This is a genomic window from Streptococcus cameli (assembly GCF_053207365.1).
The window spans coordinates 207,223-231,298 of the sequence record NZ_JBRUIM010000002.1; the positions used below are offsets into that span (position 1 = coordinate 207,223).

At 41.1% G+C, this 24,076-nt stretch carries 33 protein-coding genes; all 33 read left to right on the forward strand.

Going from position 1 to position 24,076, the window contains the following annotated elements; all coding sequences use genetic code 11:
* The first annotated feature begins 22 nt into the window (after positions 1-22).
* Positions 23-286: a hypothetical protein gene (locus ACVR1I_RS06545; RefSeq protein WP_447443223.1), complete on the forward strand. Its 264-nt coding sequence runs from the start codon at positions 23-25 to the stop codon at positions 284-286.
* Positions 287-288: 2 nt separating this feature from the next.
* A complete protein-coding gene (ssb, locus tag ACVR1I_RS06550) occupies positions 289-705 on the forward strand; it encodes a single-stranded DNA-binding protein (protein ID WP_447443224.1) in 417 nt (138 codons plus the stop codon).
* Positions 706-715: 10 nt separating this feature from the next.
* Positions 716-1,228: a hypothetical protein gene (locus ACVR1I_RS06555; RefSeq protein ID WP_447443225.1), complete on the forward strand. Its 513-nt coding sequence runs from the start codon at positions 716-718 to the stop codon at positions 1,226-1,228.
* Positions 1,225-1,539: a helix-turn-helix domain-containing protein gene (locus ACVR1I_RS06560; protein ID WP_447443226.1), complete on the forward strand. Its 315-nt coding sequence runs from the start codon at positions 1,225-1,227 to the stop codon at positions 1,537-1,539. The genes ACVR1I_RS06555 and ACVR1I_RS06560 overlap by 4 nt, the downstream gene beginning before the upstream one ends.
* A gap of 14 nt (positions 1,540-1,553) precedes the next feature.
* On the forward strand, positions 1,554-1,703 hold the full coding sequence (locus ACVR1I_RS06565) for a hypothetical protein (protein ID WP_447443227.1): 150 nt from the start codon (positions 1,554-1,556) through the stop codon (positions 1,701-1,703).
* Positions 1,672-1,893 (forward strand): hypothetical protein, encoded by a 222-nt coding sequence (locus tag ACVR1I_RS06570; RefSeq protein ID WP_447443228.1) that lies wholly within the window; start codon positions 1,672-1,674, stop codon positions 1,891-1,893. Before ACVR1I_RS06565 ends, ACVR1I_RS06570 begins: the two co-directional genes overlap by 32 nt.
* Positions 1,871-2,335 (forward strand): DUF722 domain-containing protein, encoded by a 465-nt coding sequence (locus ACVR1I_RS06575; RefSeq protein ID WP_447443229.1) that lies wholly within the window; start codon positions 1,871-1,873, stop codon positions 2,333-2,335. The genes ACVR1I_RS06570 and ACVR1I_RS06575 overlap by 23 nt, the downstream gene beginning before the upstream one ends.
* Positions 2,336-2,460: 125 nt before the next feature.
* Positions 2,461-3,024 (forward strand): site-specific integrase, encoded by a 564-nt coding sequence (locus tag ACVR1I_RS06580; protein ID WP_447443230.1) that lies wholly within the window; start codon positions 2,461-2,463, stop codon positions 3,022-3,024.
* A gap of 178 nt (positions 3,025-3,202) precedes the next feature.
* On the forward strand, positions 3,203-3,499 hold the full coding sequence (locus tag ACVR1I_RS06585) for a hypothetical protein (RefSeq protein ID WP_447443231.1): 297 nt from the start codon (positions 3,203-3,205) through the stop codon (positions 3,497-3,499).
* On the forward strand, positions 3,466-3,825 hold the full coding sequence (locus ACVR1I_RS06590; protein ID WP_447443232.1) for an HNH endonuclease signature motif containing protein: 360 nt from the start codon (positions 3,466-3,468) through the stop codon (positions 3,823-3,825). Before ACVR1I_RS06585 ends, ACVR1I_RS06590 begins: the two co-directional genes overlap by 34 nt.
* Positions 3,826-3,947: 122 nt before the next feature.
* On the forward strand, positions 3,948-4,295 hold the full coding sequence (locus ACVR1I_RS06595; protein ID WP_447443233.1) for a terminase: 348 nt from the start codon (positions 3,948-3,950) through the stop codon (positions 4,293-4,295).
* Positions 4,276-5,928, forward strand: a complete 1,653-nt coding sequence (locus ACVR1I_RS06600; protein ID WP_447443234.1) for a terminase TerL endonuclease subunit — start codon at positions 4,276-4,278, stop codon at positions 5,926-5,928. Before ACVR1I_RS06595 ends, ACVR1I_RS06600 begins: the two co-directional genes overlap by 20 nt.
* Positions 5,929-6,127: 199 nt before the next feature.
* Positions 6,128-7,357 (forward strand): phage portal protein, encoded by a 1,230-nt coding sequence (locus ACVR1I_RS06605; protein ID WP_447443235.1) that lies wholly within the window; start codon positions 6,128-6,130, stop codon positions 7,355-7,357.
* Complete coding sequence (locus ACVR1I_RS06610; RefSeq protein WP_447443236.1) at positions 7,358-8,056, forward strand: head maturation protease, ClpP-related; 699 nt, start codon at positions 7,358-7,360, stop codon at positions 8,054-8,056. It abuts the gene before it with no gap.
* Positions 8,057-8,071: 15 nt separating this feature from the next.
* Positions 8,072-9,259 (forward strand): phage major capsid protein, encoded by a 1,188-nt coding sequence (locus tag ACVR1I_RS06615; protein ID WP_447443237.1) that lies wholly within the window; start codon positions 8,072-8,074, stop codon positions 9,257-9,259.
* Positions 9,260-9,269: 10 nt separating this feature from the next.
* Complete coding sequence (locus ACVR1I_RS06620) at positions 9,270-9,575, forward strand: hypothetical protein (protein WP_447443238.1); 306 nt, start codon at positions 9,270-9,272, stop codon at positions 9,573-9,575.
* A 13-nt stretch (positions 9,576-9,588) separates the two neighbouring features.
* A complete protein-coding gene (locus tag ACVR1I_RS06625; RefSeq protein ID WP_447443239.1) occupies positions 9,589-9,888 on the forward strand; it encodes a phage gp6-like head-tail connector protein in 300 nt (99 codons plus the stop codon).
* The gene (locus ACVR1I_RS06630) at positions 9,885-10,259 is read left to right on the forward strand and encodes a phage head-tail adapter protein (RefSeq protein ID WP_447443240.1); all 375 of its coding nucleotides are present in this window, start codon (positions 9,885-9,887) and stop codon (positions 10,257-10,259) included. Before ACVR1I_RS06625 ends, ACVR1I_RS06630 begins: the two co-directional genes overlap by 4 nt.
* Complete coding sequence (locus tag ACVR1I_RS06635; RefSeq protein WP_447443241.1) at positions 10,231-10,602, forward strand: hypothetical protein; 372 nt, start codon at positions 10,231-10,233, stop codon at positions 10,600-10,602. The genes ACVR1I_RS06630 and ACVR1I_RS06635 overlap by 29 nt, the downstream gene beginning before the upstream one ends.
* A gap of 3 nt (positions 10,603-10,605) precedes the next feature.
* On the forward strand, positions 10,606-11,028 hold the full coding sequence (locus ACVR1I_RS06640) for a hypothetical protein (RefSeq protein ID WP_447443242.1): 423 nt from the start codon (positions 10,606-10,608) through the stop codon (positions 11,026-11,028).
* A gap of 9 nt (positions 11,029-11,037) precedes the next feature.
* Positions 11,038-11,619: a phage tail protein gene (locus ACVR1I_RS06645; protein ID WP_447443243.1), complete on the forward strand. Its 582-nt coding sequence runs from the start codon at positions 11,038-11,040 to the stop codon at positions 11,617-11,619.
* Between the two features lie 12 nt (positions 11,620-11,631).
* On the forward strand, positions 11,632-11,964 hold the full coding sequence (locus tag ACVR1I_RS06650; protein ID WP_447443244.1) for a hypothetical protein: 333 nt from the start codon (positions 11,632-11,634) through the stop codon (positions 11,962-11,964).
* A gap of 71 nt (positions 11,965-12,035) precedes the next feature.
* Positions 12,036-12,176 (forward strand): hypothetical protein, encoded by a 141-nt coding sequence (locus ACVR1I_RS06655; protein ID WP_447443245.1) that lies wholly within the window; start codon positions 12,036-12,038, stop codon positions 12,174-12,176.
* 86 nt (positions 12,177-12,262) lie between these two features.
* Positions 12,263-15,667 (forward strand): phage tail tape measure protein, encoded by a 3,405-nt coding sequence (locus ACVR1I_RS06660; RefSeq protein ID WP_447443246.1) that lies wholly within the window; start codon positions 12,263-12,265, stop codon positions 15,665-15,667.
* Between the two features lie 12 nt (positions 15,668-15,679).
* Positions 15,680-16,357, forward strand: coding sequence for a hypothetical protein (locus ACVR1I_RS06665; RefSeq protein WP_447443247.1), 678 nt, complete (start codon positions 15,680-15,682; stop codon positions 16,355-16,357).
* Positions 16,354-19,557, forward strand: coding sequence for a phage tail spike protein (locus tag ACVR1I_RS06670; RefSeq protein ID WP_447443248.1), 3,204 nt, complete (start codon positions 16,354-16,356; stop codon positions 19,555-19,557). Before ACVR1I_RS06665 ends, ACVR1I_RS06670 begins: the two co-directional genes overlap by 4 nt.
* A gap of 1 nt (position 19,558) precedes the next feature.
* Positions 19,559-21,604 carry a DUF859 family phage minor structural protein gene (locus tag ACVR1I_RS06675; protein WP_447443249.1) on the forward strand — a complete coding sequence of 682 codons (2,046 nt, stop codon included), beginning with the start codon at positions 19,559-19,561 and terminating at the stop codon, positions 21,602-21,604.
* Between the two features lie 15 nt (positions 21,605-21,619).
* Entirely contained in the window at positions 21,620-22,042 is a 423-nt protein-coding gene (locus ACVR1I_RS06680) for a DUF1366 domain-containing protein (protein ID WP_447443250.1), read from the forward strand.
* Positions 22,039-22,257 carry a hypothetical protein gene (locus ACVR1I_RS06685; RefSeq protein WP_447443251.1) on the forward strand — a complete coding sequence of 73 codons (219 nt, stop codon included), beginning with the start codon at positions 22,039-22,041 and terminating at the stop codon, positions 22,255-22,257. The genes ACVR1I_RS06680 and ACVR1I_RS06685 overlap by 4 nt, the downstream gene beginning before the upstream one ends.
* A 3-nt stretch (positions 22,258-22,260) precedes the next feature.
* On the forward strand, positions 22,261-22,539 hold the full coding sequence (locus ACVR1I_RS06690; RefSeq protein ID WP_447443252.1) for a DUF7365 family protein: 279 nt from the start codon (positions 22,261-22,263) through the stop codon (positions 22,537-22,539).
* A 4-nt stretch (positions 22,540-22,543) separates the two neighbouring features.
* Positions 22,544-22,771: a phage holin gene (locus tag ACVR1I_RS06695; RefSeq protein WP_447443253.1), complete on the forward strand. Its 228-nt coding sequence runs from the start codon at positions 22,544-22,546 to the stop codon at positions 22,769-22,771.
* 120 nt (positions 22,772-22,891) lie between these two features.
* The gene (locus tag ACVR1I_RS06700) at positions 22,892-23,617 is read left to right on the forward strand and encodes a PlySs2 family phage lysin (protein WP_447443254.1); all 726 of its coding nucleotides are present in this window, start codon (positions 22,892-22,894) and stop codon (positions 23,615-23,617) included.
* A 116-nt stretch (positions 23,618-23,733) separates the two neighbouring features.
* The gene (locus ACVR1I_RS06705) at positions 23,734-23,931 is read left to right on the forward strand and encodes a competence regulator inhibitor paratox (RefSeq protein ID WP_447443255.1); all 198 of its coding nucleotides are present in this window, start codon (positions 23,734-23,736) and stop codon (positions 23,929-23,931) included.
* Positions 23,932-24,076 lie beyond the last annotated feature (145 nt).

Here is a 24,076-nt window from a genome sequence, read left to right on the forward strand (position 1 = left end):
AGTTAGACAAGGAGGATAGCGAATGACATTTACTGGTATAAAATCGAACGGAAAAACAACTCTGGAAATCAGATTATCTGATGACCAGTTAGAGCACGTTGCAAATGGTGGAACGGTTACTCTTGATATTTCGCCCTTGCCGACTTTCGAGAAGGTAACAATCAGTCAAACACTGATCAATGATGTTACAAACTCTATAGTCAATCGTGACAGGACATTGATTAGTAAGCAAGAATTAGCCATCAAGGGCATGGCTAAGGATAGTTTTCAGATGGGAGTGAGGTAACAATGATTAATAATGTCGTTTTAGTGGGACGTCTTACAAAGGACCCAGAATTAAGATATACAGCATCTAATCAAGCAGTCGCCACTTTCACACTTGCAGTCAATCGTAATTTCAAGAATCAATCTGGTGAACGTGAAGCTGACTTTATCAACTGCGTCATGTGGCGACAACAAGCTGAAAACTTGGCAAACTGGACAAGAAAAGGAATGCTAATTGGTATTACTGGAAGAATCCAGACAAGAAGCTACGAAAATCAGCAAGGTCAGCGTGTCTATGTGACTGAGGTTGTTGCTGACAGCTTCCAGATTCTTGAAAAGCGTGATAATTCAGCGAATCAAGCCAGCATGGATGACCAACTGCCACCATCCTTTGGGAATAGCCAGCCTATGGATATTTCAGATGATGACTTGCCATTTTAGGAGGTAATAAATGACTAAACTAATAGGATTTGGAAGATGCCTGGGTAAAACAACAATGGCCATCTTAGAAAGTTATGCAACAGGAAAATATATCATAAGTGCTAACCGCCAAATGGCAAAACATACTTTCGATTATGCAAAACAGTTAGGTTATACCATACACTATCCATTGACTCCATTTGACCTTTATCACCAAGGATACAATCTAATTTCACGAGATGAGGGAGTTATCATAGATAATGTTGAGATGGTGCTTTCCTCTTTGCTAAGTCGTCCGATTGAAACAATCACTTTCAATAGTCGTGACTTGCAATTTGCTGAAGATCGGTATATCCAGGAAGTGGCTGAATTAAAAAAGGAGCTCAATGCTTGTTACCGAGAGAAAGAAGAGGATCAGCAAGAAATTGAGCAACTGAAGGAAAAATGTGAGAATCTACTCAATGAGTTATCTGGATATGTTTGGGATAAAATGACTCTTACAGAGAGGCGAAAGAGAATGAGACGGAGGAGGTTTGCAAGGTGAAATTTCGATTAAAAGAACTCAGAAAGAAACTAGACCTTACGATTGTCGATGTCTACAGGGCGACTGGGATTTCCCAGACATCATTGGCCCATTATGAAAAAGGTGGGATGCCATTGATTCCACCAATTGAGAAAATAGCTCAAGCCTATAATGTCAGCCCAGCGTGGTTAGTTGGCTGGAGTGATGATATGGGCAACTCAAAGCTAATGGAGACTTACTCATTAGAAATCAATAATTCGCAATCACCTACTGTACAGGAGCCGCATTGTAATTGCCAGAAAAAGGTGATCAGGTGGGTAAAAAGTAGATAAGAGAGGAGACAACTATGAGCGGATATGAATTTATGGCACAGCATCCCTTTTTGACAAGCTTCCTAGCCGTTGTCATTGGTAGTACTATCATGAGCATCTTTGATAATATAACCAAAATTTGGAGGAATTCTGATGAACAAAAGAATCAAGAAGAAGAAAGCTAAGCAGGCTGAGTTAAGGAGGCGGCAGGAACTAGAAGAGTTGAAACTGGATCCTGAGCAGATTCGCCAAGCTTTTAAGTCGGTAGGTACTACTCTTAGTAATATATTCGCCAATTTATCAGTAGCCTTTAATAATGTAGCTGAACATTGTAAAAGATGGGGAGAACAATTTGACAAAGAAAACAGCGAGTAAGACAAGACGTGATTTCCTTGAGTTTGAGCTTGAGGCCAAGTATCTTAAAATTGATAAACTAATTGGACAGCGTCGCCACGAGTTAGAAAGAGCTTATGCGGTAAAAAATCTAACTATGTCAGGAATAGACGATTCAGGGGCTAGTCGTAGCGGCACTTCGACCAATACTTCTGAAAACTTAGCCGTCGCTTATGCTAGCGATCCAATGATTCTAAAGCTTGAAGAGTTTCAAACAGCAATCTCAAGACTGCTTGATGTTCTTGAGCCAGATGACAAGAAAATCTTCCATCTTAGGTGGGGAGAACATACCAGATATGACTGGATTCAAGTCTGGCACATTATGGAGAACGGAGAAACTGGCTATCTGTATAAGCATAGCAAACAGATTTATAGAAGGCGTGAAGTCATCCTTGACACACTTGCAAAAATATTATTCATGTAACTTGTCAAAAAAACATATAGAATTGACAAAAAGAAACTGATATATTTGTATTATGCCAAAAAAAGAAAAAAAGCTAATCAAATAATTGATTGGCTTTTTTTGTATAAAAGAAAGGGGGTGATGATGTGAACCTTGTCGAACCTATCAGAGACTTGGATGATATCCAAGCTATGAAAGACTATTTGAAGTTTGAGAGTGCTATCAATGAAGATAGACGAATACGCAACTATATGATCTTTATGACTGGTATCAACTCAGGACTGAGGATTGGCGACATTGTCAAGTTAAAAGTCAAAGACGTCCAAGGTTGGCATATCAGAGTTAAAGAACAGAAGACAGGTAAGATTCGAACCTTCCGAATGCCGAAACCTCTCAAGTCTGCTATGAGAGAATATGTTAAGGACAGACCACATCATCACTACATCTTTCAGAGCAGAGAAGGAAAAAACAAACCACTGACCACTAATCAATGCTGGAACATCATCAAGGAAGCTGCTGAGTTTCTGGGCCTTGAAAACATAGGCACTCACTCCATGCGCAAAACCTTTGGATACCACTACTACAAGAAGTTTGGTGATGTTACGGAATTGATGGTCATATTTAATCATGCAAGCCCAACCATTACGCTAAGGTATATAGGTATAACTCAAGACCGATTAGATAATCAAATGCGTAAGTTTAGCTTGTGATTTTTATTTATTTTGTAACCAGTTTAATATAACGTGGAAACACGAAACTCATTTAAACCAAGTCAAGTAAAAGCCTTTAAAACAAGGATGTCGACTTATGGCTGGAATTTAAAAGATTATAAGATATATCAAACTTAGCGACAGAAATCAGCAAAAATATCAGGAAGGAGCAAAATATATGAGTAATTCAGTTACAGAAAAGAAAATCAGTAAACTACTTCGAGAGAATAAAAAAAGCATGGATGAAATCCAACAACATATCTATGACACAATCATTCTCAATCAGTTAACAACTGGAGAAGTTGCTGCACTATTTACATCGCTGATGAGGCAAGTGCTCACCACTTCACACAATCAAGCACTACTTGACAGGCTAGGTCTTGATTCAGGCAAGCTAAACCCAGAAGCAATTAGTCAGATTCAAATGCTACTGACCATCGAATGGCTAGACAGCCAAGGACTGTTGAAGAAATGAACTTGATGACGCCTGAGTTGCTTGAGTGGGTTCGTGAGCTACTTGAGACAGACAACATCAAACAGTTCTATTGGTCAAAGCCTTGGAGAATTTTGCGTAAGGTTAGACGACAAGTTGACAACAACGAGTGTCAACGTTGCAAGCGAGCAGGTCGACACAGTCCAGCTGAGATGGTGCACCACAAGAAGGAAGTAAGGTACTATCCTGAACTGGCTCTCACACTTGCTAATGTCGAGTGTCTATGTAATTCGTGTCACAACAAAGAACACCCAGAAAAGTTAGGTTCACTCAGAAAACCGAGGTTTGAGAACGAGGAGCGCTGGTAAGCCCCCCGGTCAAACCAAATGCAAATTCTCTTGGGGGGCCGTGCAACGGTGGGGGGTGCTCGGAAAAAACATTTACGCAAATTTTATCAAGGACCTCAAAAAAATAAACAGAAAGGGGAGAAATGGCAGGTTTTTTAGAGTACCCAGAATTTGACTGGGAAAGACCCTTAACGAGTCAAAAAAAATATGTTAAGGCAAGAGATGATCTTCGCATCACATTGATACGAATTTTACAAAGTCGCAATAAGTATGTCGAGCCGTTCAAAGATTTTGTTGAACAGTACACATCTCTTTGGGAGACTTCTCAACTACTTCGTCAGGACATTAAGTTAAATGGCATTAGGATTGGGGGGAAGAAAAATGACTCTGTCTCCCTACAGGTGAATGTCAACAAGCAGATGATGGTCATGCTGGAAAAATTGGACATTTCGGCCGCCGAGGTGAAGAACGATGACGGCGAAGACATTTAGTTGGACCAGTGGAAATTGCCACATCGATGATTTTATTCATGACATCATGTCGGAGCGCTACAAGGTCAATGTGGAAATGAAACAGATGGCTGAGCTAGTGATGACAGCAATTGATGATCCTGATGTAGTTGTTGACCACCAGAAAATTAATGACTGCATTGATTTTATCAACAAATACCGACCGTATGAGTTGGCGCCTCCTCAGAGGTTTATCCATGCAGCTATATTTGGATTGCGTTGGAAAGATGGCCGTTTGTTATTCAGACGGCTTTTACTATTGTGCGCAAGGGGATTTGGAAAAAACAGCATCGCTTCAGATGCTTCTTTTTATGCCCTTAGTAACCGAAACGGCATTCCTAAGTACAATGTGGATATCGTGGCAACGAGCGAATTGCAAGCCAGGACTTCCTTTGATGATGTTTACGATACCATCAAGGGGAATGAAACTTTACAGAAGGCCTTTAAATACACTCTCACGCTGGTTAAATTTAGAAAAACTAACTCTAATCTTAAATACCATACGTCAAACGCTAGAACCAAAGATGGTCTGCGTCCTGGAATGATTATCTTTGATGAAATCCATGAGTATGAGAACTATGCGAACATCAAGGTATTTACTTCAGCGCTGGGAAAGACTGCTGACCCTAGACGGTTGTACTTAACCACAGAGGGCTATGTAAGAGGTGCTGTGCTGGACGACTTCAAAGATGAAGCAAGAGACATCTTATCAACATGCGACTATAGAGCTGGTATGTTACCTATCTGGTCACGGATTGAGGCTTTTGAAGAGTGGGAAGATGAATCCTCTTGGGTTAAAGCCAATCCAATGCTGCCGTATCTACCAAATCTAATGCAAGAATACCGTGACGCTTATGCAGAGGCTAAGAAAAGCAAAGAAATGTTTTTAGAGTTTTTGACAAAACGATGTAACTTCCCTATGGAGGACACGACACATGGTGTTGCTGAATGGGAAGATATTGTTGCTGCAAGCAGACCACTACCAGATGATCTAGAAGGTGCTGAGTGTGTCGGAGCGATTGACTATGCGGATGTACGAGATTTTATCGGTGTGGGTCTTTTGTTTAAGCGTGGGAATATGCGTTATTGGCTTCATCACACGTTTATAGTTTCTGAGGCATTGAAGATTCAAGATTTTAAAATGGATTTTCAGATACCAGTCAATGAGGGGTTGGTGACTATTGTACCAGGCAAGGTCATGGATCCTGAATATGTGGCTAATTGGTTTTTGAAGATGGCTGAGAAGTACACTATCAAGAACATCGCAATGGACGACTATCGCAGGGCAACCGTTAAAGAAGCCTTTGATAAGGTCGGATTACCAATACAAGTCGTGAGAAGTGGGGCACTAACTCACTCTAAACTTGCTCCTGTGGTTGATATGATGTTTGCCAACCATGAAATCGCATTTGGAGAAGACCGCATGATGCGCTGGTATACCAATAATGTCTATGTTGACATGGATGGTAAGGGAAATAAAACGTATAAGAAGATTGACCCTGAACGTCGCAAGACAGATGGATTCATGGCTATGATACACGCCATGGCCATTGAGGAACAACTCAGCACACCAACCGTTAAAATCAATCGCAGACTAAGGAGTTATACAGGATGAATTTAGAAAATGAATTCTTTGGTAATCAGATAGACAACAGTATTTCTCAATCAATCATTCATAGTCCTAGAAATGAATTTGTTGCGGTTGCAATGATTGGGGGTGGTTCGATAAGTTATACCAGATGTTGTTACTGTCACACAGAAAATAACGGTGAGACTTGTCCCGTTTGCCAATACAGATAGAAAGGAGGGGGATCTTGGGGATATTAAACAATTTTTTTGGCTTCTTCTCATCTAACAAATCAGAAGTGAAGACGGTATCTAAGCGAGAGCTGGAAGCGATGATTGCTCGTTCTGGTCAGCGGATTCAGGTTATGGAATACGCTTTACAGTTATGCATAGACCGAATAGCAAACGCTTTGTCTTTGGCTGATTTTGAGACCTACGACAAGAAGAAGTTAAGCCATGGACAGATCTGGTGGCGGTTTAACTACGAACCTAACCAGAACCAAACACTTAATCAATTTCTAGCAGGGGTTATCGGAGAGATGGTTCGTAATCCTGATGGGGCATTAGTCTTGTTGCATAATGATGAGTTCATACTGGCAACAAACTTTGAAGTCACTTATCGAGCCTTCAAGCCTAACATTTATCACAATATTGTGGTTTCTGGCGGGTTTAAGATGGATAGGGTCTATTTGGAAGAAGATGTACTTCACTTTACTTTCAATGATTCAAAAATCAAGGCCTACTTAGACGATCTATATTCTGAGTATGGGAAATTGATTGGAGGTGCTATCCGAAATTATAATCGGGGGAATGCGCTCAAGCTTGGTTTAAATATCAAAACCTTATTTGACCAACAATTTGGAAATAAGGTGGTTGACAAGGACGAAGATGGAAACGACATTACCGAAGCAGATCAAATCATTGATGAGATGTATGAGAACCGCTTTGCTGCTGTCTTGTCTGACAAAGACTCCATCACACCCTTAGAAGAAGGTCTTGAAATTACAAATCTTGTCAATACTAGCGCCAATACTAAAAGTGGGGCAGTGACAACAAGAGATATTGCAGATGTGATTTCGGATGTGATCAATTTAGCGGCTGATGCCTTTAACATTCCACGAGGGATTTTAAAAGGTGATGTTGCGGATGCCGAGGCTATGCGAGATAACTTTGTGAACTTTGGTGTCAGGCCGTGGGCCGACATCATTGAGACTGAGGTGAATCGTAAGCTATACGGCCATGCCCGAGTAAAAGAGGGTTCTAAATTTAAAATTCAGACCAATTCAATCTTGGTTTATAATTTGGAAAAATTCGCTAGCTCTGCCGAGGGGCTATTCCGAATTGGTGTTTACAATCGGGATGAAATCCGTAGGAAACTTGGTGAGGAAGAAATCAATGATAAGACTAGCCGAGATTACTATGTGACGAAGAATTATCAGTCTGAAAATCAGATGATGAAAGGAGGTGAGGAAAGTTAGATGAAAAAAACAATTCCATATCGTTTTGAAGCTTCAATAGCTAACGATGATAAGGCCGTGCTTTATTTGCATGGTACGGTTGGTGGCTACTGGGAAGGTATCAATTTTTCTGATATCAGAGACGAGTTAGCCAACTTCAACGGCTCAGCTATTGAGGTCCATATCAATTCCTACGGAGGTGATATGTTTGAAGGCATTGCTATTAAAAACTATCTAGCCCAACGACCTGAAGAGGTGACGGTGATTATTGATGGTTTAGCAGCAAGCGCAGCGTCGATTATTGCTATGGGAGCTGATAAGATTTTTATGCCGTCTGACACGCAGTTGATGATCCATAATCCTTGGACCTTTGCTTATGGCAATGCTAAGGAATTGCGGAAAGTCGCTGATGATTTGGATAAGGCTGAATTGTCAATTCAGGAGACCTATCTCAAACGCTTCAAGGGCGAGAGAGAAGAGTTGAAAGCATTGCTGGATGAAGAAACATTCTTGACAGCTGATGAAGCTGTTGCGCTTGGTCTTGCTGATGGCATTTATGATGCGGCTGAAAGTGATACCCCTGATGAAGAGGCTGAGACTGAAGCTGAACAAGAAACTGTCCTAGATAGTCTAATGGCTAAATATGGACCAACTGAATCTACTGAAAAAGGTAACCGTTCAATCGAACGATTTGCCTTTTTGTTTGCACCTAAAAATTAAGGAGAACTAAACTAAATGAAAAATCCAGATTTCACTAACGAAACCATGAACGATTTCCGTGAACAGCTTTTCTTGGCTTTACAGACTGATGATGAGGGCGCTCAAAAAGTTGCTTTCCAAAACTTTGTTGAAGGCCTTGAAACAAGTGTAACGTCTCAAATTAAAGCAGCAGCAGACACCTTCCAAGAAGGACTTCAAGATGAAGCTATCTTGGCTGAGCGTGGTTTGCGTCGTAAACTAACTAGCAAGGAGAAGAAATTCTTTAACGAAGCTGTTGAGAAACAAACCATTACAGGGCTCGTAAATCAATTCCCTGAAACGATCATCGAAGACATCTACCGCAACCTTGTCCAAGAGCACCCAATCATCTCGTTGGTTGATGTGCAGAAAGGGACTGCTCGTGGCAAGTTTGTCTACGGTGATGCTACAACCAAACGTGCTTTCTGGGGAACTATCCCAGCGGATATTAAGCAAATTTTGCTTGATTCTTTCAAAGAATTGGACATTTCCGCATCCAAGCTGTCTGGCTATGTGGCATTGCCTAAAGGGTATTTTGAACTTGGACCATCTTGGTTGGCTAGCTATATTGTAACTTTCCTTCAAGAAGTTATGGCTGCATCTCTTGAAGAAGCGATTGTTAATGGTGATGGGGATAAAAAACCACTTGGTATGATGCGCAAACTATCAGGCGACACAGGTGGTGTATATCCTGAAAAAGAAACAATTACATTAGCGAATTTAGAACCTAAGACGCTTGCTGGCGTGCGTGCAGCACTCGCCAAAGCTAAAACAGATAACGGACTTGTTTCTGTTCTTGTAAATCCAATGAGCTACTGGGCTAAGCTCTATCCATCTCTTGCTTATCAAACACAAGCTGGTGTATGGGTAACGGCTCAGTTGCCAACTGGTGAAAACATTATCACGACTCATGCTGTGCCGGAAAACAAAATGGTGTTCGGTGTCTTGAAGAACTATCTCTTGGTAGTTGCTAGCGATGTTACCATTACAGAGTACAAAGAGACTCTTGCGATTGAGGACATGGACCTCTATGTTGCAAAATTCTTTGGTAAAGGTATCGCTAAGAATCCTAATGCATTCTTCGTGGCCGATATCTCATCAGTTGATGGTGCAACAGTTGCCAACTTAGAAGATGCTGCCAAAATCAAGTCAGAAGATACAATCAATCCGACTCCAGAAATTTAGGAGGTAAGTTATGAAACTTATTACCGTCGAGGTTACTGAAAGTTTTAAAGATAAAGCAACTGGAACACTTCGCCAATTTGGCGAGGTGTTTGAGGTTAGTGATGAACGATTCCGACAGTTAGCAGGAGAAAACAGCTACAATAGGCCTTTTGTCAAGAAAGTTAGTAAAGATGATGCCTCTGAAGTTGAGGAAGCTACTCAAACAGAGGATTTGTCGAAGTTGTCTGTCACTAAGCTACAAGCCCTATTGACAGAGCGTGGTATTGCTTTTAAAAAGTCTGCCAACAAGACAGAGCTTTTAGAACTTTTAGGCTAGAACAGGAGACGCTATGAGCGAGGAAGTGAAAGAAGATTTGTTAAAAGATATCAAGTTACATCTTCGGGTGACTTGGAATTATCAAGACTCTGAAATTTTGGAATTGATTGAGGATGGGAAGTCCGAGATTAACAGCATTTGTGGTCCCAGTGAATTTTCGGAAGCTGGTCTCGCTCGTAGGCTTTTAAAAGCTTATTGCCGATATACCTGGTCTGGTACAGGGTCTATGTTTGAGGAAAATTACAAAAGACAGTTACTGCGCTTGCAACACGACAATGGGTTGAAACGATTTAAAGAGAGGAAGGAAGAATGAGGGCAAATAGAACTCGAAATGAAACACCTCTCAATGATGGATTGCTTGAATATGGTCAAGTTAAAACCAAGCGTGATATAGCGACTGCTAAGAAACTTGGGGAGGGGTTCGTTGAAATCGGCTCCCTCTTCTTCTCTTATCAGTCTATCAATGCTCGATTTGATACTTATCAAGTGTCTAGTCTATCTGCCGTAGATGTTAAAGTAAAATGCTTTTATGTCAAGGATTTTGAAAAATCTCATAAGGTTAAAATCAATCACTCACTTTATGACGTTGAAGGCTTGGACATCGACCATAATCAGGAGTACATGTATTTATTCCTTAGAAAGGTGGGGTATTGGGATGGTGGAAATTTTATCCAAACCACTTGATATTGAGAGAATTGTAAAAGAAATTCTTTCTTTTGGCTATCCATGCTTTGACAGTGATGTTGGACGGGATGAGGTGGCTGATAGCCCATCGTTTTTTGTCTATATGGACGATGGAGGGCTGGAACCCTCTACGCACGCTAATCAGTACATTAAGAGTTTTATCTTGATGTTTATTAGTCGAGAGGGCGCGACCTTTGACGAACTGGAATTGATTGAGAAGATGAAGCTTTGTCGCTTGGTCTTTGACCGGTCAGAAATCGAACGTGGGAGTTTGCTTAACACTGAGGAGCAAGCTGTCGCAAGGACTTTGACATTTCATCAGGTCATCAAGGTTGAGAGGTGATACATGGCTAATAGAGCGACTTTAGATTACTCTGGCTCTCAGAGATTAGTTGAGGCTATGTCTAAAATCCCCTCAAAGTCCGAAGAAGTGGTCAACCGTGTCTTGAAAGACAGGGGCGCTAAGGAAGTGATACAGGGGATTATTGGCTTTATGCCTGTGAGTAAGAGAAATAAAAAACATGCCAAATTTTCAAATCCTTTGAAAGAGGTCATGTTTAATCTCGGCTTTGATGTCATTACTAAAGGTGGAGCTGCTAATAATAAAGGCTCGTATGGTTACCTGGTCTTTCCAAATGAAGGACGAGGTCCGAGCAACCCTGTTGCTCAACAGTTCTTTGAAAAGGGACTGGCATCGAGGGAAGATATCATCTTGGACTATGTTATTGATGAACTGGTCCGAGCGCAAGAAGAATTATTAAGTGTCTAGGAGGACAGAATGGAATTTGATGTTTTAGAACAATTTGATCAGTTTGAAATCACAAATGGTCAGTTTCGATTAAAAAGCAAGAACGTGCTACAAGAAGCCGTTAAACTTGGCTGTACTGGGGAAATCTCAGTAGAGGCTGAAACAAAAACTATCACTAAAAAATGCGAGGGGAAAGTCGCTAAAGAAGTTACTGTTATTGAAAAATTAAATGGTACGTTCAAGGGGCACATGCCTGTTGGTGTGTTGCGTAATGTCTTTGGTTTGACAAACAATGCTCTAAAGAAAGGTATTCACGGGTATGGGAAAGCTTCTGTTGGCGCTAGCGGTCTTATCACGTTTGATGTGTATGACCTTGGTCGTGAGAACAAGAAGTTGATAGCATTCCCTAACATCACATTTACTGATGGTTTGAAATTTACTATCACGAATGGTCAGGAAGAGATTGCCGAAGTGGAAATCAATTTCTCTGCCATGTTTGATGAGAATGGCTATTGTTACTATGAAGCGTTTGAAGGCGATCTTGATGATGATAGCGTGAAGACTGGTTGGAATAAAACATTTACACCAGAACTTGTAGCAAAGGTAGTTTAAGAAAGGTAAAGCATGGCTGAAAATATTACAGAGATTAAATTTGCGAACGGAGAAACTGTACCAATCAGGACTCCTATTACTATGTACGACTGGAAAAAAGCTAAGAAAGATGGCTTGTTGACTCAAAATGCCTTTGCGAGTGCAATGAAGAACGGTGGTGCTAATCCTAACATTAATGATAAGGATTTGGAGAATGCGCCTTTCGTTGCTTATCGTGCAGCAGGAGGCCAGCTCTCTCAGGCTGAATTTGAAAAGAATGTGGTTTTTGACCTTGAAATCGCTAGTCAGATTTATAGCCAGATTGTCCAAGGCGGAAAAAAGCCCAAAAAAGCCAACTCCAACTAGCGTTTGAAAGAGCAACCAAAAAGCCTAAAGAAAAAAGTAAACGCCGAACTCCTAAAATCGATTTTGAAAAAATGGAAATTGAGGAATTTCTGTATTACTATGCTTTTGTTTTTGAGTTTGAAATGAACCTATTACTTGAGATGACTATAACAGAAATCGAAGAGATGACAGGTTGTAAGGTTGCGATAGAGCTTTGGAAAAATAGTGACTAAAACAAGCGCTGAGATTGCGATTCTCAGCGCTTGTTTATTTTTTTAGTAACCAATTATCCATGAAAAACGATTAGGAAGGAGGATGGATGGCTAAAAAATCAGAAGTAAAAGTTACCTATAAGGTTATCAATTCGGAATTTAACAAAGGCATTTCCGAGATGAATTCCAAAGTGACTACCTTAAACAAAGAATTTCGTCTGCAACAAGAACAGATGCGTCTAACTGCCAGTGAGACGGACAAGCTCGAAAGCAAACTAACCAAGCTGACGAGTGAGTATGATCTTGCTAAAGAAAAGACGAAGTTGGTCGAACAAGGGTTAAGAGAAGTCACTAAAGCAACTGGTGAAAACTCAAAAGAAACTCAGCTCTGGACAAACAAGCTATTAGATGCTAAGAAGAATGAAGAATTCCTCAAGAATTCTATCGAGCAAACAAAGAGTGCTCTAGATAAAGAACGTCAGGCAGTTAGTCAGTCAGCTATGGCTTCGCAGGACCGAAAAGAGAAATTAGCGACGTTAAAAGCCGAACAAGAACGCTTGAATGAATCAACAGACAAGATTGCTGCCAAGTATAGGCTTGAAAGAGCTGAACTTGGGAATAATGCCAAAGAATCAGACAAGCTTAAAATCAAGAAGCGAGAACTTGCTGATCAGATGGAGAACACTGGCAAGCAAGTCCAAAATTTGGAAAAGCAACTTGAACTTGCAAAATCTGAATATGGTGAAAGCAGTCAGGAAGTTGATAAGCTAGAGCGTGAGTTACTTGAAGCTAAGACCGCATTTCAAGAGTATGCCAATGAATCTGAGAAGGCCAATGATAAGATTGGTCAATTTGGCGACAAAGCCAAGAAGACAGGGGAGAAACTCCAATCAGTTGGTAAGTCATTGACAACAGGATTAACCGTTCCAATCGTCGCTGGTACAGGATTGGCAGTTAAGGCAGCAAGCGATTTTGAATCCGCTTTTGCTGGCGTCATGAAAACCAACGATGAAGTGGTGGATGCCAATGGCAAGGTCATTGTCAGCTATGATGACTTGAGAGCTGGTATTCGTGAGATGGCTAAAGAAATTCCTGCTAGCACAACTGAAATAGCTAGCGTCGCTGAGGCGGCAGGGCAGTTGGGGATTAAGACAGAAAATGTCCTAGATTTCACTCGAACCATGATTGACATGGGGCAGGCAACCAACATATCCTCTGAAGAAGCAGCAACTGCACTGGCTCGATTAGCAAATATTACCGGACTACCTCAAGATCAATTTGACAGACTAGGTTCTACTATTGTAGAGCTCGGAAATAACATGGCAACCACTGAGAGCGAAATTGTCGAACTCGGTCTAAGGCTTGCTGCTGCAGGTGATCAAATAGGGTTAACTGAGGCGGAAATCATGGCCATGTCTGCTGCGATGTCCTCTGTTGGACTTAGTGCCGAAGCTGGTGGTACTGCCATGAGCACAGTCATGAAGAAGATCAATACAGCTGTCTTTGAAGGCGGAGAAAGTCTGGACCTTTTCGCAAAACAAGCAGGAATGACTTCTGATGAATTTGCGAAATTGTGGAAAGAAAAACCAACTGAAGCCATTACTAAATTTGTCAAAGGCCTTGGAGAAGTAACCGAAAGCGGAGAGAACTTAGACAAGGTACTAAGCGAATTAGGTATAACTGGAATTCGTGAGACAGACACGATTAAACGTTTAGCCTCAGCTGGTGATTTACTGCCGGGAGCGTTCGAACGTGCGAACAGTGCATTTAGAGACAATACAGCTCTTTCTGAAGAGGTTGCTAAACGTTACGAGACGTTTGAAAGTAAACTAGGTGTCGTTAAGAACAAAATCAATGATATCGCTATAGAGTTTGGAGGTCCATTGATGGATGCCATCTCTGGAGCTCTTGATGCTTTGACCCCTGTATTTGAAGTCATTAGCGATATAGCGAACGGGTTTGCTAATATGCCTAAACCAGCCCAGGAGCTCATCATGATTGTGGGGGCTATTTTGGCGGCGGTTGGACCTGTATTAATCTTTGTGGGAAAAATAGCGAGTGCTATAGGGAGCATAGCCGCTCTTTTTGGCAGTGGAGGGGCTCTTGCCGGTGTAGGGGCTTGGATTACTGGAACATTAGTACCTGCACTAGGATCAATTGTCACAGCTATCTTTTCTTGGCCGGTGTTGATAGGTGCAGCGCTCGTCGCATTGGTCGCATTGGTAGTGACTCACTGGGACGAAATTGTCGCTTGGGTAGGTCAAGCTTGGGAAAAAATAAAGGCATTTTTTGAACCAATTGGCGAGTGGTTTGCTGAAAAATGGACAGCTGTAAAAGATAAAACTGTCGAAATTTGGGAAGGCATAACCATTTGGCTAAGTGAAACATGGACTAGCTTCATTGAAAGTGCAAAAGGTCTTTGGGATACCCTTGTCAATGTGTTTACATTCGTTTGGCTACTAATCAAAGAGGCTTTTAACATTGGATGGCTCTTGGTTTCTACACCACTTAGACTAGCTTGGGAAATTTTCTGGGCGTTTACGCAAGAATTTTGGATGGGTTTGGCAAACTGGTTCGCCACTATGTGGGAAACTGTCAAATCAGCATTTTCTAACGCTTGGCAAGCTATAGTTGGTTTCGTTATGCCGATATGGGAAACTCTGAAAGCTACTGCTGAAAGTATTTTCACCAGTATTTCTAATTTCTTATCATCCACTTGGCAGACTGTCTCATCTGTGGCGTCTTCGGTATGGCAATCTATCGTTAGCTTTCTATCAGGAATATGGAACAAGATTTCGTCAACTGCTTCTAGTGTCTTTAATGCTGTTTCTGGGGTCATTTCGTCAGCATGGTCTAATGTCTCTTCAACAACATCATCTATATGGAGATCAATCAGTTCGACGCTTTCATCAGTTTGGTCTACGATTAGAGGAACTGTCTCAGGGGCCATTGACAATGTTAAGTCTACTATCTCTAATGGATTTAATAGTGCAAAAAACACAGCTTCATCCGTATTCGAAAACATCAGAAGCACGATATCGAATGCTATCAACGGGGCTAAGAATGCCGTGTCAAATGCTATTTCAACTATCAAATCGATTATGAACTTTAGTTGGTCATTACCACACCTTAAATTACCGCACATCAGTATTACAGGCGGATTTAGTATCAATCCTCCACGGGTACCTAAGTTTGGCATTTCTTGGTATAAGGACGGTGGTATTATGATGAACCCAACAGCATTTGGGCGAAATGGGAATAATTTGATGGTAGGTGGCGAAGCAGGTCCTGAAGCTATCTTGCCACTTACGAGCAAGGTCTTAGGGGATATTGGCCGAGCACAGTTTCAGGCGGCTGGAATGTCAGGTCAGGAAGTTACTATCTATAATACGGTTAATATGACTGCTCAGGTGGATAGCGATTATAGCAGCGAACGTTTGTTTGAACGAGTTGATAAGTGGCTGGCTGACAAGAGTAGTCTTAGACAATTTGCGACTAGTGGCACACGCTAGAAAGGAGTTTTGATGTTAAAAACATTATTAGATGGGGAATTTCCTGATGATTTGTTTTGTTGCTTGAGCGAGCGCCCTGTTATTCCCTCTCCAGAGATGTCTTATGAGGTTATTGAGATACCAGGTAGGGACGGCTCTCTGACGATTGAAAAGGGGTATCAAGATATTACCTTTGATTGTCAATACAACGTACTGGAACTTTACAATGTCAAGGCTTTGATGCGACGTATCAAGGCCTTTTTCCTTGGTAAGAAGACCCTTCGTCTTTCTGATGACACTGTACTTTATAAGATAAAACGCATGGTTATATCTGAGATAGATAACGAAGAGGAGCAATATGGAGCGTTTACAGTTACTTTTACTTGCGACCCTTTCCAGTATGATTTGGAGAGTGATTTTGACTTATCGACAAGTGGGAACCTTAGGAATCCGGGCTCGTACTTTTCGCAACCTTATTTAAAGGTTTATGGATCTGGAACTCTGACAGTCAACGGAAAAGCCTTTGTCATTCGTGATGTGGCTGATTTTATTGAATTAGATTGCGAAACTTGGAATGCTTATAAAGGAGGACAGGATATGAATCATCATGTCTTGGGGGATTATCCTGTTTTTGCTCCAGGGGATAACCAAGTGAGTTTTTCGGGCAGTATTCGTCGTATAACTGGTGAGGGGAGGTGGCGTCACGTATGATAACGCTCTATAGAGCTAATGAGACGAACTTTGAGCATCATGGTTTGGGGACTTTGGATAAGGCCTGTAAACGTGCGAGTGTTGAGGAGGAATTAAACGGTCTCTACAGCTTAACGTTGCAGTATCCTTTGTCTGCTAAACACGGAAAAACTATCAAAAACCAAATGCTTATCAAAGCGCCTACTCCATCTGGTCCTCAACTTTTTAGGGTATATCAGTGTGAGCCAAGCATGGGAATGCTGACTATCACTTGTTTGCATATTTTTTATGATTTGGCGTTTAATCTGGTGGAGGATACAAACATCGTTGGGAAGTCAGCGCAGGGGTGGTTGGAGCAGTTGAGCCGTTCGGCTCAGTATAGTCATCCGTTCACATTTTTCAGTGATATTCCTGATGTGAGAGGGTCCCGAGTGGTTCGGAAAAATCTTGTTGAGATTTTACTGGATAATAGTTTAGACCAGTCTTTTGTATCTCGCTTTGGTGGCGAAATCTACCGAGACAACTTTACAATCCATTTTAAACAGACTATGGGGCTTAATCGAAATTATAAGATTGTCCACAAGAAAAATTTGATTGGCTATAAAGCTAAAATTGATGACTCGACGGTAGTTACTCGTATTATGCCTGTGGGCTTCAATGGGGTGCTTTTGCCAGAGAAATATGTAGATAGTCCTAGATTAAGTCAATATCCTTTTCCGAGGATAGATAAGGTTGAATTTGCAGAAGTTAAGGCAGCTATTGGGGAGTATGCAGACGATGAGGATGCTATACCTGTGATAGATGCCTACGAAAAAATGAGAGAGTTATCTCGTGCTTTATTTGGCGAGATTGACACACCCGAATCAAGCTATGAAGTTGACTTTGTTGAATTGTCAAAAACTAAAGAATACGAGCAATTTGCAGTACTGGAGAGAGTTCTTTTGGGGGATACGGTCACTGTTGAACATTCGGAAGATGGTTTTGAGGCAATTGCTAAAGTTGTCAAATACGTTTTTGATGCTTTGACGGAACGTTTTGAAAGATTAGAGTTAGGCTCTATTTCTCAGCGCTCGTCCTATCAACAAGCCAATCAACAACGGTCTGTTGAGCAGGAGTTGGCAACCATCAAGGAGCAAACGAACCTGATACAGGTGTCAGCCAACGGTAAAAATACGATATATCGAGGTGTTGAGCGGCCGGTCAATGCTAATATCGGAGACCTTTGGTACGAACCACAGGGGCGATCGGTCGTGTTAAAGCAATGGAGCGGTACTGATTGGGAGATTATCCCAGTCAGCGACCAAAACCTTGGGAATGTTAATATCAATAATCTGAGCGGGAATGCAATCGACATCAAGCAATTTCGCCTAGCTAACGGAAAGGATGATATTTTATTTATCAATCAGCAGGGAGAGGTTGTTTTAAATGTAAAACAAATCCGTATCAGTAACCAAGAAGTGGCTACTAAGGAGGATTTAAAAAACCTCTCTCTTGTATCAGGTAAAGATGGGGTAGGCATTGAAAGTACCACTATTACCTATGCCTCATCTAGCTCAGGAACAAATGCCCCTAGCACAGGTTGGGGGAACACTGTTCCAACAGTTCCTCCTGGACAATATCTGTGGACTAAGACTACCTGGACATACACTGATAATACTAGTGAGACTGGTTTTTCTGTGGCAAAAACGGGAGAAAATGGAGCCAAGGGTGACCAAGGTATCCCTGGTACTAAGGGAGCTGATGGAAAAACTCAGTACACCCATATTGCTTACGCTGATAATGCTACTGGTGGAGGATTTAGCCAAACTGACCAATCCAAAGCCTTTATTGGTATGTATCAGGACTTTAATGCGACTGATAGCTCCAACCCTGCCATGTATCGTTGGACGAAGTGGAAAGGCTCTGATGGTGCTAACGGTGTGCCAGGTGCTAAGGGTGCAGATGGCAGAACGCCATACATTCATTTTGCCTATGCTGATAGTCAAGATGGTAGAACTGGTTTTAGCACTACTCAAACAGACAATAAACGATATCTTGGAACCTACACTGACTATACTCAGGCAGACAGCACAGATCCGTCAAAATATAAATGGGTGGATATGGTTGGTACTGTTGAAATAGGCGGCAGAAACCTGCTACTTAACAGTAATTTTGAAAAAGTAGCTAAAGGCAATAGTTTTACAGTAGATGGTCAAGTTTATGATACAACAGCCACAAATTGGACTACCTATAATGGTGGAGTAACTAATGCGACAACGTCTTATCATGCATATGTAGCGGACTTTGAAGGTCGCAAAAATGCAATCATCTACAACGAGTCTGACGGTAGTAGAAACTGGAAAGGAATCCATCAAATTTTAGATGATAGGATGCCTCAAACAACAAACAATTTTATTTTATCCGCAGATGTCTTTGTAACGGGCGCTGGAACGAAGCTCTTTGGTGGATTTTACTATATAGACAAATCTGGTAGTTATAATTTTCATTCTGGTCGATTTCAATTTGATACTAGTAGCTTCGAGATTGGCAAGTGGCAACGTGTTAATGTAGCTGTTCCTTTTGAAAAGGGAAAAGCTGATTTTAGTAGAGGTGTTAGATTCTATATCTACGCTTACAACTTTACATCAAATGCTATTTTAGCAATTGATGATGTGCAATTAGAGACTGGTAATGTCGCAAAAGACCATTCTTTGGCGCCGGAAGATATCCAATCTGATATTGATGCAAAAGCTGACCAAGTCTTAACACAGGAACAACTAAACGCTTTGAATGAAAAAGCTCAAATACTAGATGCTGAAATGAAAGCTAAAGCATCAATGGAGGCTCTTGGGGATTTAGAAAAAGCATACAATGCTTTTATCGAAAATAACGCTAAAGCATCTGCTCAAGCGGAGAAAGAACTCATTGAGGCTGGCAGAAGAATTGAGCTACTAACAACTCAATTTGGAGGACTAGCAGAGTTAAAAACATTTATTGATACCTATATGAAAAGTACTAATGAGGGCTTAATTATTGGTAAAAATGATGCAAGCTCAACTTTCAAGGTATCTAGTGATAGAATTTCTATGTTTTCTGCTGGTAAAGAAGTTATGTACATTAGTCAAGGGGTCATCCATATTGATAATGGTATATTTACTGCATCTGTGCAGATTGGAAAATTTAGGACAGAACAATATCATCTCAACCCTGATATGAATGTTATCAGATATGTAGGAGGTTAGAATGGCTGAATTTTGGTCGAATAATGATAGAGGTTATCGTATCCGTCTATGGATAGACCAAACCTCTCAGAATATCGCAGGGAATAGTAGTCAGGTCAGAGTAAGGCTTGCCTTGCTGAATACGACTACAGCCTTTGCAGAATATAACTGTACCGCTTATGTTGACTTGAACGGTCAGAGATTAAACTACTCTGGACGGCCCAACATGACCAGTTATAACTCTACTATCATGTTGATTGACCAGACTATCACTGTTAGTCATAATGCAGATGGTAAAAAAACTTTTGGTTTTTCTGCAAGTTTTAGCGGTAGCGGAGGTTGGTCTCCTAGTACGCTTTCTATCGGTGGAAACTCATTCACACTAACAACAATTCCACGGTCTAGCTCTGTCAGCGTAGGTGCAGGGATCATTGGTAGTGCAGTTACTATCAACATCAGTAGGGAAAGCTCTAGTTTTAAGCACACTTTGAGATACCATTGGGGGAATAAGACAGGAACTATTGCGACTAACGTGGACACCTCAACTACTTGGACAATCCCCAATGATTTTGCTAACGAAATCCCGAATAGCACAAGCGGTACAGGTACAATCTATGTTGATACTTATAACGGTGGTACAAAAACAGGCACACAATCGGTTAGCTTCACAGCCAATGTGCCAGCGAGCATGAAACCTACATTTTCTAACATCACTTTGACAGACACAAATGGTGTTGCGAGAGGTTTATTAACAGGTAATAATTTCTTGCAGATTATTTCTAACATCCAAGTCACTTTTAATGGTGCAAGTGGTTCTTACAGCTCATCTATAACAGGATATAAGGCAGAGATAGTAAATAGAAACTTAGTTACCAACTCAAACGGTGGTACGCTGGGTGTTATGAATTTCAATGGTTCTGCTACTATACGTGCAAGTGTGTTTGACAGTCGAGGTAGGCAATCAGATACTAAAGATATTACAATCAATGTCATTGAGTATTTCGCCCCTATTTTGAGTTTTACAGCGCTTAGAACAAGAGAGACACCCAACATCATTCAGATAGTGAGAAATGCTAAAATAGCCCCAATCACGCTGTCTGGTAGCCAAAAAAATGTAATGACCTTGACTTTTAAGGTTGCCCCATTAGGTAGCACAAGCTATACGGCTGATAATGGTAGTGCCACAGGCACTTTTACAACCCAGCACACGCTGACGAATTCAGCGGCTAATATGGCGGGCAACTATCCAGCTAATAAGTCGTTTACTGTCATTGGTACGTTAGCTGATAAATTTACCAGTATTGAGTTTTCAGCGACTGTTGCCACAGAGAGTGTTGTAATGAGCTATGACAAAGATGGTCGTGTTGGCATCGGCAAAGTTGTTGAGCAGGGTAAAGCGGGTTCTTTAGATGTTACAGGTGAGATTTTTGCCAGTGATGACATTTGGGGTAAAAACGGAACTCCTATAGGCCACTACAGCAGAGGCCCATCAGTTCCAAACCTCAATGATGTTATCACTGCAGGTATTCACACTGTCAATAATAACACTGTCAATCAACCTAACAATCTAAAAACTTGGGGTGTAGTAGAGGTTATTGTGTCTGCTGACTCTGTCCATAATGGTTCAAGCAATTGGATTTGGCAAACCTACATCACTACGAGCGGTGACATTTATAAACGTCATAGGATTAACGCTGGCAATTGGACCCCCTGGATTTCTCCAGGGTTAAACCAGTACTATCCAATAGGGTCTATATACCAAAGCACAAATGCAGCAAACCCTGCCACATTCATGGGAGGAACTTGGGAGAGATTTGGAGATGGGAAGGTCCTTGTTGGTGTAGATGAAACCGATGGGGACTTTAATGTATCTTCTAAAACGGGCGGATCTAAAACAATATCAGACCTCAGAAAAGTAGGGTCTTCGTTTGGTTTATCTGCTACAAATAGTTATGCTGGTAGGACTGTTGTTTCAACCGCAAAAAATAACAATTCAGCAGAAGTCAACTATACACCATCAAATATGCCACCATACATTACAGTTTATATGTGGAGAAGAACCGCATAGGTAGAAAGGAAAATCATGAAGTTAGAATTTTTGAGCAAGTCAGTTGACTATGTAGGCGGTGAACCGTATCAGACAAGGGTTGTCTTAGGCAATTCAGAAGGTGCTGTTTATCCGTTTTTCTTTGCAGCTGATTTTATCAACAAAGACAACGGAGAATTGTTCGATCTTGCAATGGAGAAGAACTATCAAGAAAACTTCCCACAACGTGCAGAAAACGAAAAATTCAATCTGATTGGCGAGAAAATCGCAAAATATGATGAGCTGATTGAGAAATCTCAAAAAGCCATCAAGGATCTTGAGGAAGCCACTGAAGAAGCCAAGTCAGCGACAGTCAAGAATGAACAAGCAGTCAATAATGCTGTATCTGAATTGACTGAACTGGTCATGGGTGTCATCACTCAATTTTCTTCTGGTGAACTTACAGGAGAAGCAAAATGAAGAACTTACTGAGTAGCCTGATTATGGCTACCACTTTAATCAAGAAAGGAAACTTTACAATGAAATTCACAAAAAAACATCAAATCGTCAAATCTTGGGTAGCTCTTGTAGTTGCTGGAACTTATACAGTTGACCAAGTGCCAAAACTTTTCAATCTACGTGATGTAGTAATTGAGGTGCTATCAGAACAAACTACTGAACCAAAGGAGGAGTAATATTTGAAACCTGAGTACCAAGCACTGATTACTTTTGTAGGCTTCTTTATCACTGTGTACGGTTTTTACAATGTATTAAAAGCTAAGAGTATTGAGCAAGCTACCAAGATCAATACTCTTGAGCTTAAAGTGTCGTTTTTAGAGCAAACAATCAAAGACCACACACGGCGACTAGATGACCATGACAAACAAAATCAGGCTCTAGTAGCTATGACTGAACAGATTAAAAACCTGACCGAAGATGTCAAAGAACTAAAAATTATGATTAAAGAAAGGAACTGAAACCATGAAAATCAACTGGAAATTACGCTTTAAAAATAAAGCAACCTTAGCAGCTATTGCAGCAACAATTATCTTGCTTGCTCAACAGTTAGGACTGAAATTGCCTGAGAATATTTCTGAGGTAATCAATACGGCTCTCACGTTGCTTGTTTTGCTTGGGGTGGTCAATGACCCAACTACAACAGGGCTAGACGATAGTGACAATGCTATGACCTATACTGAGCCTAAGTAGGTATTATGAAGAAACTAGGGAAAATAATTTTATTGATGGTGCTGGCAATTTTAACAGTGCCATTTCTTTTTATTCTTTTTGTGGTAGACCCATTTTTTGAAATATATAAGGAGGAAGAAAATGACAACAGTAAATGAAGCATTGAACAATATTAGGGCCTTGGTTGGCTCTGGGCGTCCTGTTGGGAATGGCGAGTGCTACGGACTCGCTAGCTACTATGAGGCCATGATTACACCTGGTTCTGTTGTGGGGCTAGGTGCTGGTATTGGTTGGGTTAGTGGAGCGGTTGGTGACACAATCGCAGCTCACAATATCGGTACATCTTACAATTGGGGTGCTAACGGTTGGAGCGTATCAACAACAGGACCATTTAAGGCTGGTCAGATTGTCACATTACGAGGTGGGGCTTATGGTCACGTAGTCATCATCGAAGCAGTCAATGGAGACCAACTTGTGGTAATTGAGCAGAATTACGGCGGCAAACGTTATCCAGTGCGTAATTATTACAGCGCATCAGCATATGCCCGTAACGTTGCCCACTACATCACGCCTCCAGGCGCAGAAGTAACATCTAGTGCACCGAGTAGCTCACGTAGCTATACAGAGTATGGCACTATGACAGTTACAGTTGACGCTATTAACGTGCGACGTGCTCCAGGTACATCAGGGCGGATTGTCGCAACCTATACCAAAGGTAAGTCGTTTAAGTATGATAAGGTTATCATCGATACCAATGGCTATGTCTGGGTGTCCTATATAGGTGGCAGTGGCCAGCGTAACTATGTAGCGACAGGAGCTACCCGTAACGGCAAGCGATTCGGTCCTGCATGGGGGACGTTTAAATAAAAATTAAGCCTCAGCTAATGCTGGGGCTTTTTTTTGTTTGCCTTTAAAACGGAAATTTTAAAAAATGTCTATTTTATCGGAAAGTTTTACGAATAAATAAGTAAGGAGGTAATCAAATGGATTTAAACGATTTATATAGAGCAGTAGTCACAGGAGAGATTGATAGAAGTAATGTCCGCATCGTACGTAAGAACGGAAAGATAGTGGACTACTTATTGCCAGAGGAGACAATCAGCGAAAATGAGGAGGTGGAGATTATGAAATTGGAGGATTTGCTGGCAGAAATGTTTGGCTACCAATATTCAATTAAATGAATGCTACTTGCCCCAAATTCGCCCCAAATTATTTTTAAAGTTAGCTTAATTTAACCTGACGGAAAATCAAAAAAGCCCGATAAGACGGGCTTTTCATTGGGTTAAGTTCTGTTGAAATAAGGAGTTATTATTCTTTGGTAATCAT

Excerpts from the sequence above, each read along its gene's own strand:
- ACVR1I_RS06650 (WP_447443244.1), top strand. The coding sequence starts at position 11,632 with ATGGCTGAAAATATTACAGAGATTAAATTTGCGAACGGAGAAACTGTA.
- ACVR1I_RS06645 (WP_447443243.1), top strand. The coding sequence starts at position 11,038 with ATGGAATTTGATGTTTTAGAACAATTTGATCAGTTTGAAATCACAAAT.
- ACVR1I_RS06620 (WP_447443238.1), top strand. The coding sequence starts at position 9,270 with ATGAAACTTATTACCGTCGAGGTTACTGAAAGTTTTAAAGATAAAGCA.
- ACVR1I_RS06660 (WP_447443246.1), top strand. The coding sequence starts at position 12,263 with ATGGCTAAAAAATCAGAAGTAAAAGTTACCTATAAGGTTATCAATTCG.
- ACVR1I_RS06685 (WP_447443251.1), top strand. The coding sequence starts at position 22,039 with ATGAAGAACTTACTGAGTAGCCTGATTATGGCTACCACTTTAATCAAG.
- ACVR1I_RS06590 (WP_447443232.1), top strand. The coding sequence starts at position 3,466 with ATGGCTAGACAGCCAAGGACTGTTGAAGAAATGAACTTGATGACGCCT.
- ACVR1I_RS06695 (WP_447443253.1), top strand. The coding sequence starts at position 22,544 with ATGAAAATCAACTGGAAATTACGCTTTAAAAATAAAGCAACCTTAGCA.
- ACVR1I_RS06655 (WP_447443245.1), top strand. The coding sequence starts at position 12,036 with ATGGAAATTGAGGAATTTCTGTATTACTATGCTTTTGTTTTTGAGTTT.
- ACVR1I_RS06615 (WP_447443237.1), top strand. The coding sequence starts at position 8,072 with ATGAAAAATCCAGATTTCACTAACGAAACCATGAACGATTTCCGTGAA.
- ACVR1I_RS06670 (WP_447443248.1), top strand. The coding sequence starts at position 16,354 with ATGATAACGCTCTATAGAGCTAATGAGACGAACTTTGAGCATCATGGT.
- ACVR1I_RS06700 (WP_447443254.1), top strand. The coding sequence starts at position 22,892 with ATGACAACAGTAAATGAAGCATTGAACAATATTAGGGCCTTGGTTGGC.
- ACVR1I_RS06610 (WP_447443236.1), top strand. The coding sequence starts at position 7,358 with ATGAAAAAAACAATTCCATATCGTTTTGAAGCTTCAATAGCTAACGAT.
- ACVR1I_RS06665 (WP_447443247.1), top strand. The coding sequence starts at position 15,680 with ATGTTAAAAACATTATTAGATGGGGAATTTCCTGATGATTTGTTTTGT.
- ssb (WP_447443224.1), top strand. The coding sequence starts at position 289 with ATGATTAATAATGTCGTTTTAGTGGGACGTCTTACAAAGGACCCAGAA.
- ACVR1I_RS06640 (WP_447443242.1), top strand. The coding sequence starts at position 10,606 with ATGGCTAATAGAGCGACTTTAGATTACTCTGGCTCTCAGAGATTAGTT.
- ACVR1I_RS06555 (WP_447443225.1), top strand. The coding sequence starts at position 716 with ATGACTAAACTAATAGGATTTGGAAGATGCCTGGGTAAAACAACAATG.
- ACVR1I_RS06565 (WP_447443227.1), top strand. The coding sequence starts at position 1,554 with ATGAGCGGATATGAATTTATGGCACAGCATCCCTTTTTGACAAGCTTC.
- ACVR1I_RS06545 (WP_447443223.1), top strand. The coding sequence starts at position 23 with ATGACATTTACTGGTATAAAATCGAACGGAAAAACAACTCTGGAAATC.
- ACVR1I_RS06705 (WP_447443255.1), top strand. The coding sequence starts at position 23,734 with ATGGATTTAAACGATTTATATAGAGCAGTAGTCACAGGAGAGATTGAT.
- ACVR1I_RS06680 (WP_447443250.1), top strand. The coding sequence starts at position 21,620 with ATGAAGTTAGAATTTTTGAGCAAGTCAGTTGACTATGTAGGCGGTGAA.
- ACVR1I_RS06570 (WP_447443228.1), top strand. The coding sequence starts at position 1,672 with ATGAACAAAAGAATCAAGAAGAAGAAAGCTAAGCAGGCTGAGTTAAGG.
- ACVR1I_RS06600 (WP_447443234.1), top strand. The coding sequence starts at position 4,276 with ATGACGGCGAAGACATTTAGTTGGACCAGTGGAAATTGCCACATCGAT.
- ACVR1I_RS06635 (WP_447443241.1), top strand. The coding sequence starts at position 10,231 with ATGGTGGAAATTTTATCCAAACCACTTGATATTGAGAGAATTGTAAAA.
- ACVR1I_RS06625 (WP_447443239.1), top strand. The coding sequence starts at position 9,589 with ATGAGCGAGGAAGTGAAAGAAGATTTGTTAAAAGATATCAAGTTACAT.
- ACVR1I_RS06675 (WP_447443249.1), top strand. The coding sequence starts at position 19,559 with ATGGCTGAATTTTGGTCGAATAATGATAGAGGTTATCGTATCCGTCTA.
- ACVR1I_RS06630 (WP_447443240.1), top strand. The coding sequence starts at position 9,885 with ATGAGGGCAAATAGAACTCGAAATGAAACACCTCTCAATGATGGATTG.
- ACVR1I_RS06595 (WP_447443233.1), top strand. The coding sequence starts at position 3,948 with ATGGCAGGTTTTTTAGAGTACCCAGAATTTGACTGGGAAAGACCCTTA.
- ACVR1I_RS06585 (WP_447443231.1), top strand. The coding sequence starts at position 3,203 with ATGAGTAATTCAGTTACAGAAAAGAAAATCAGTAAACTACTTCGAGAG.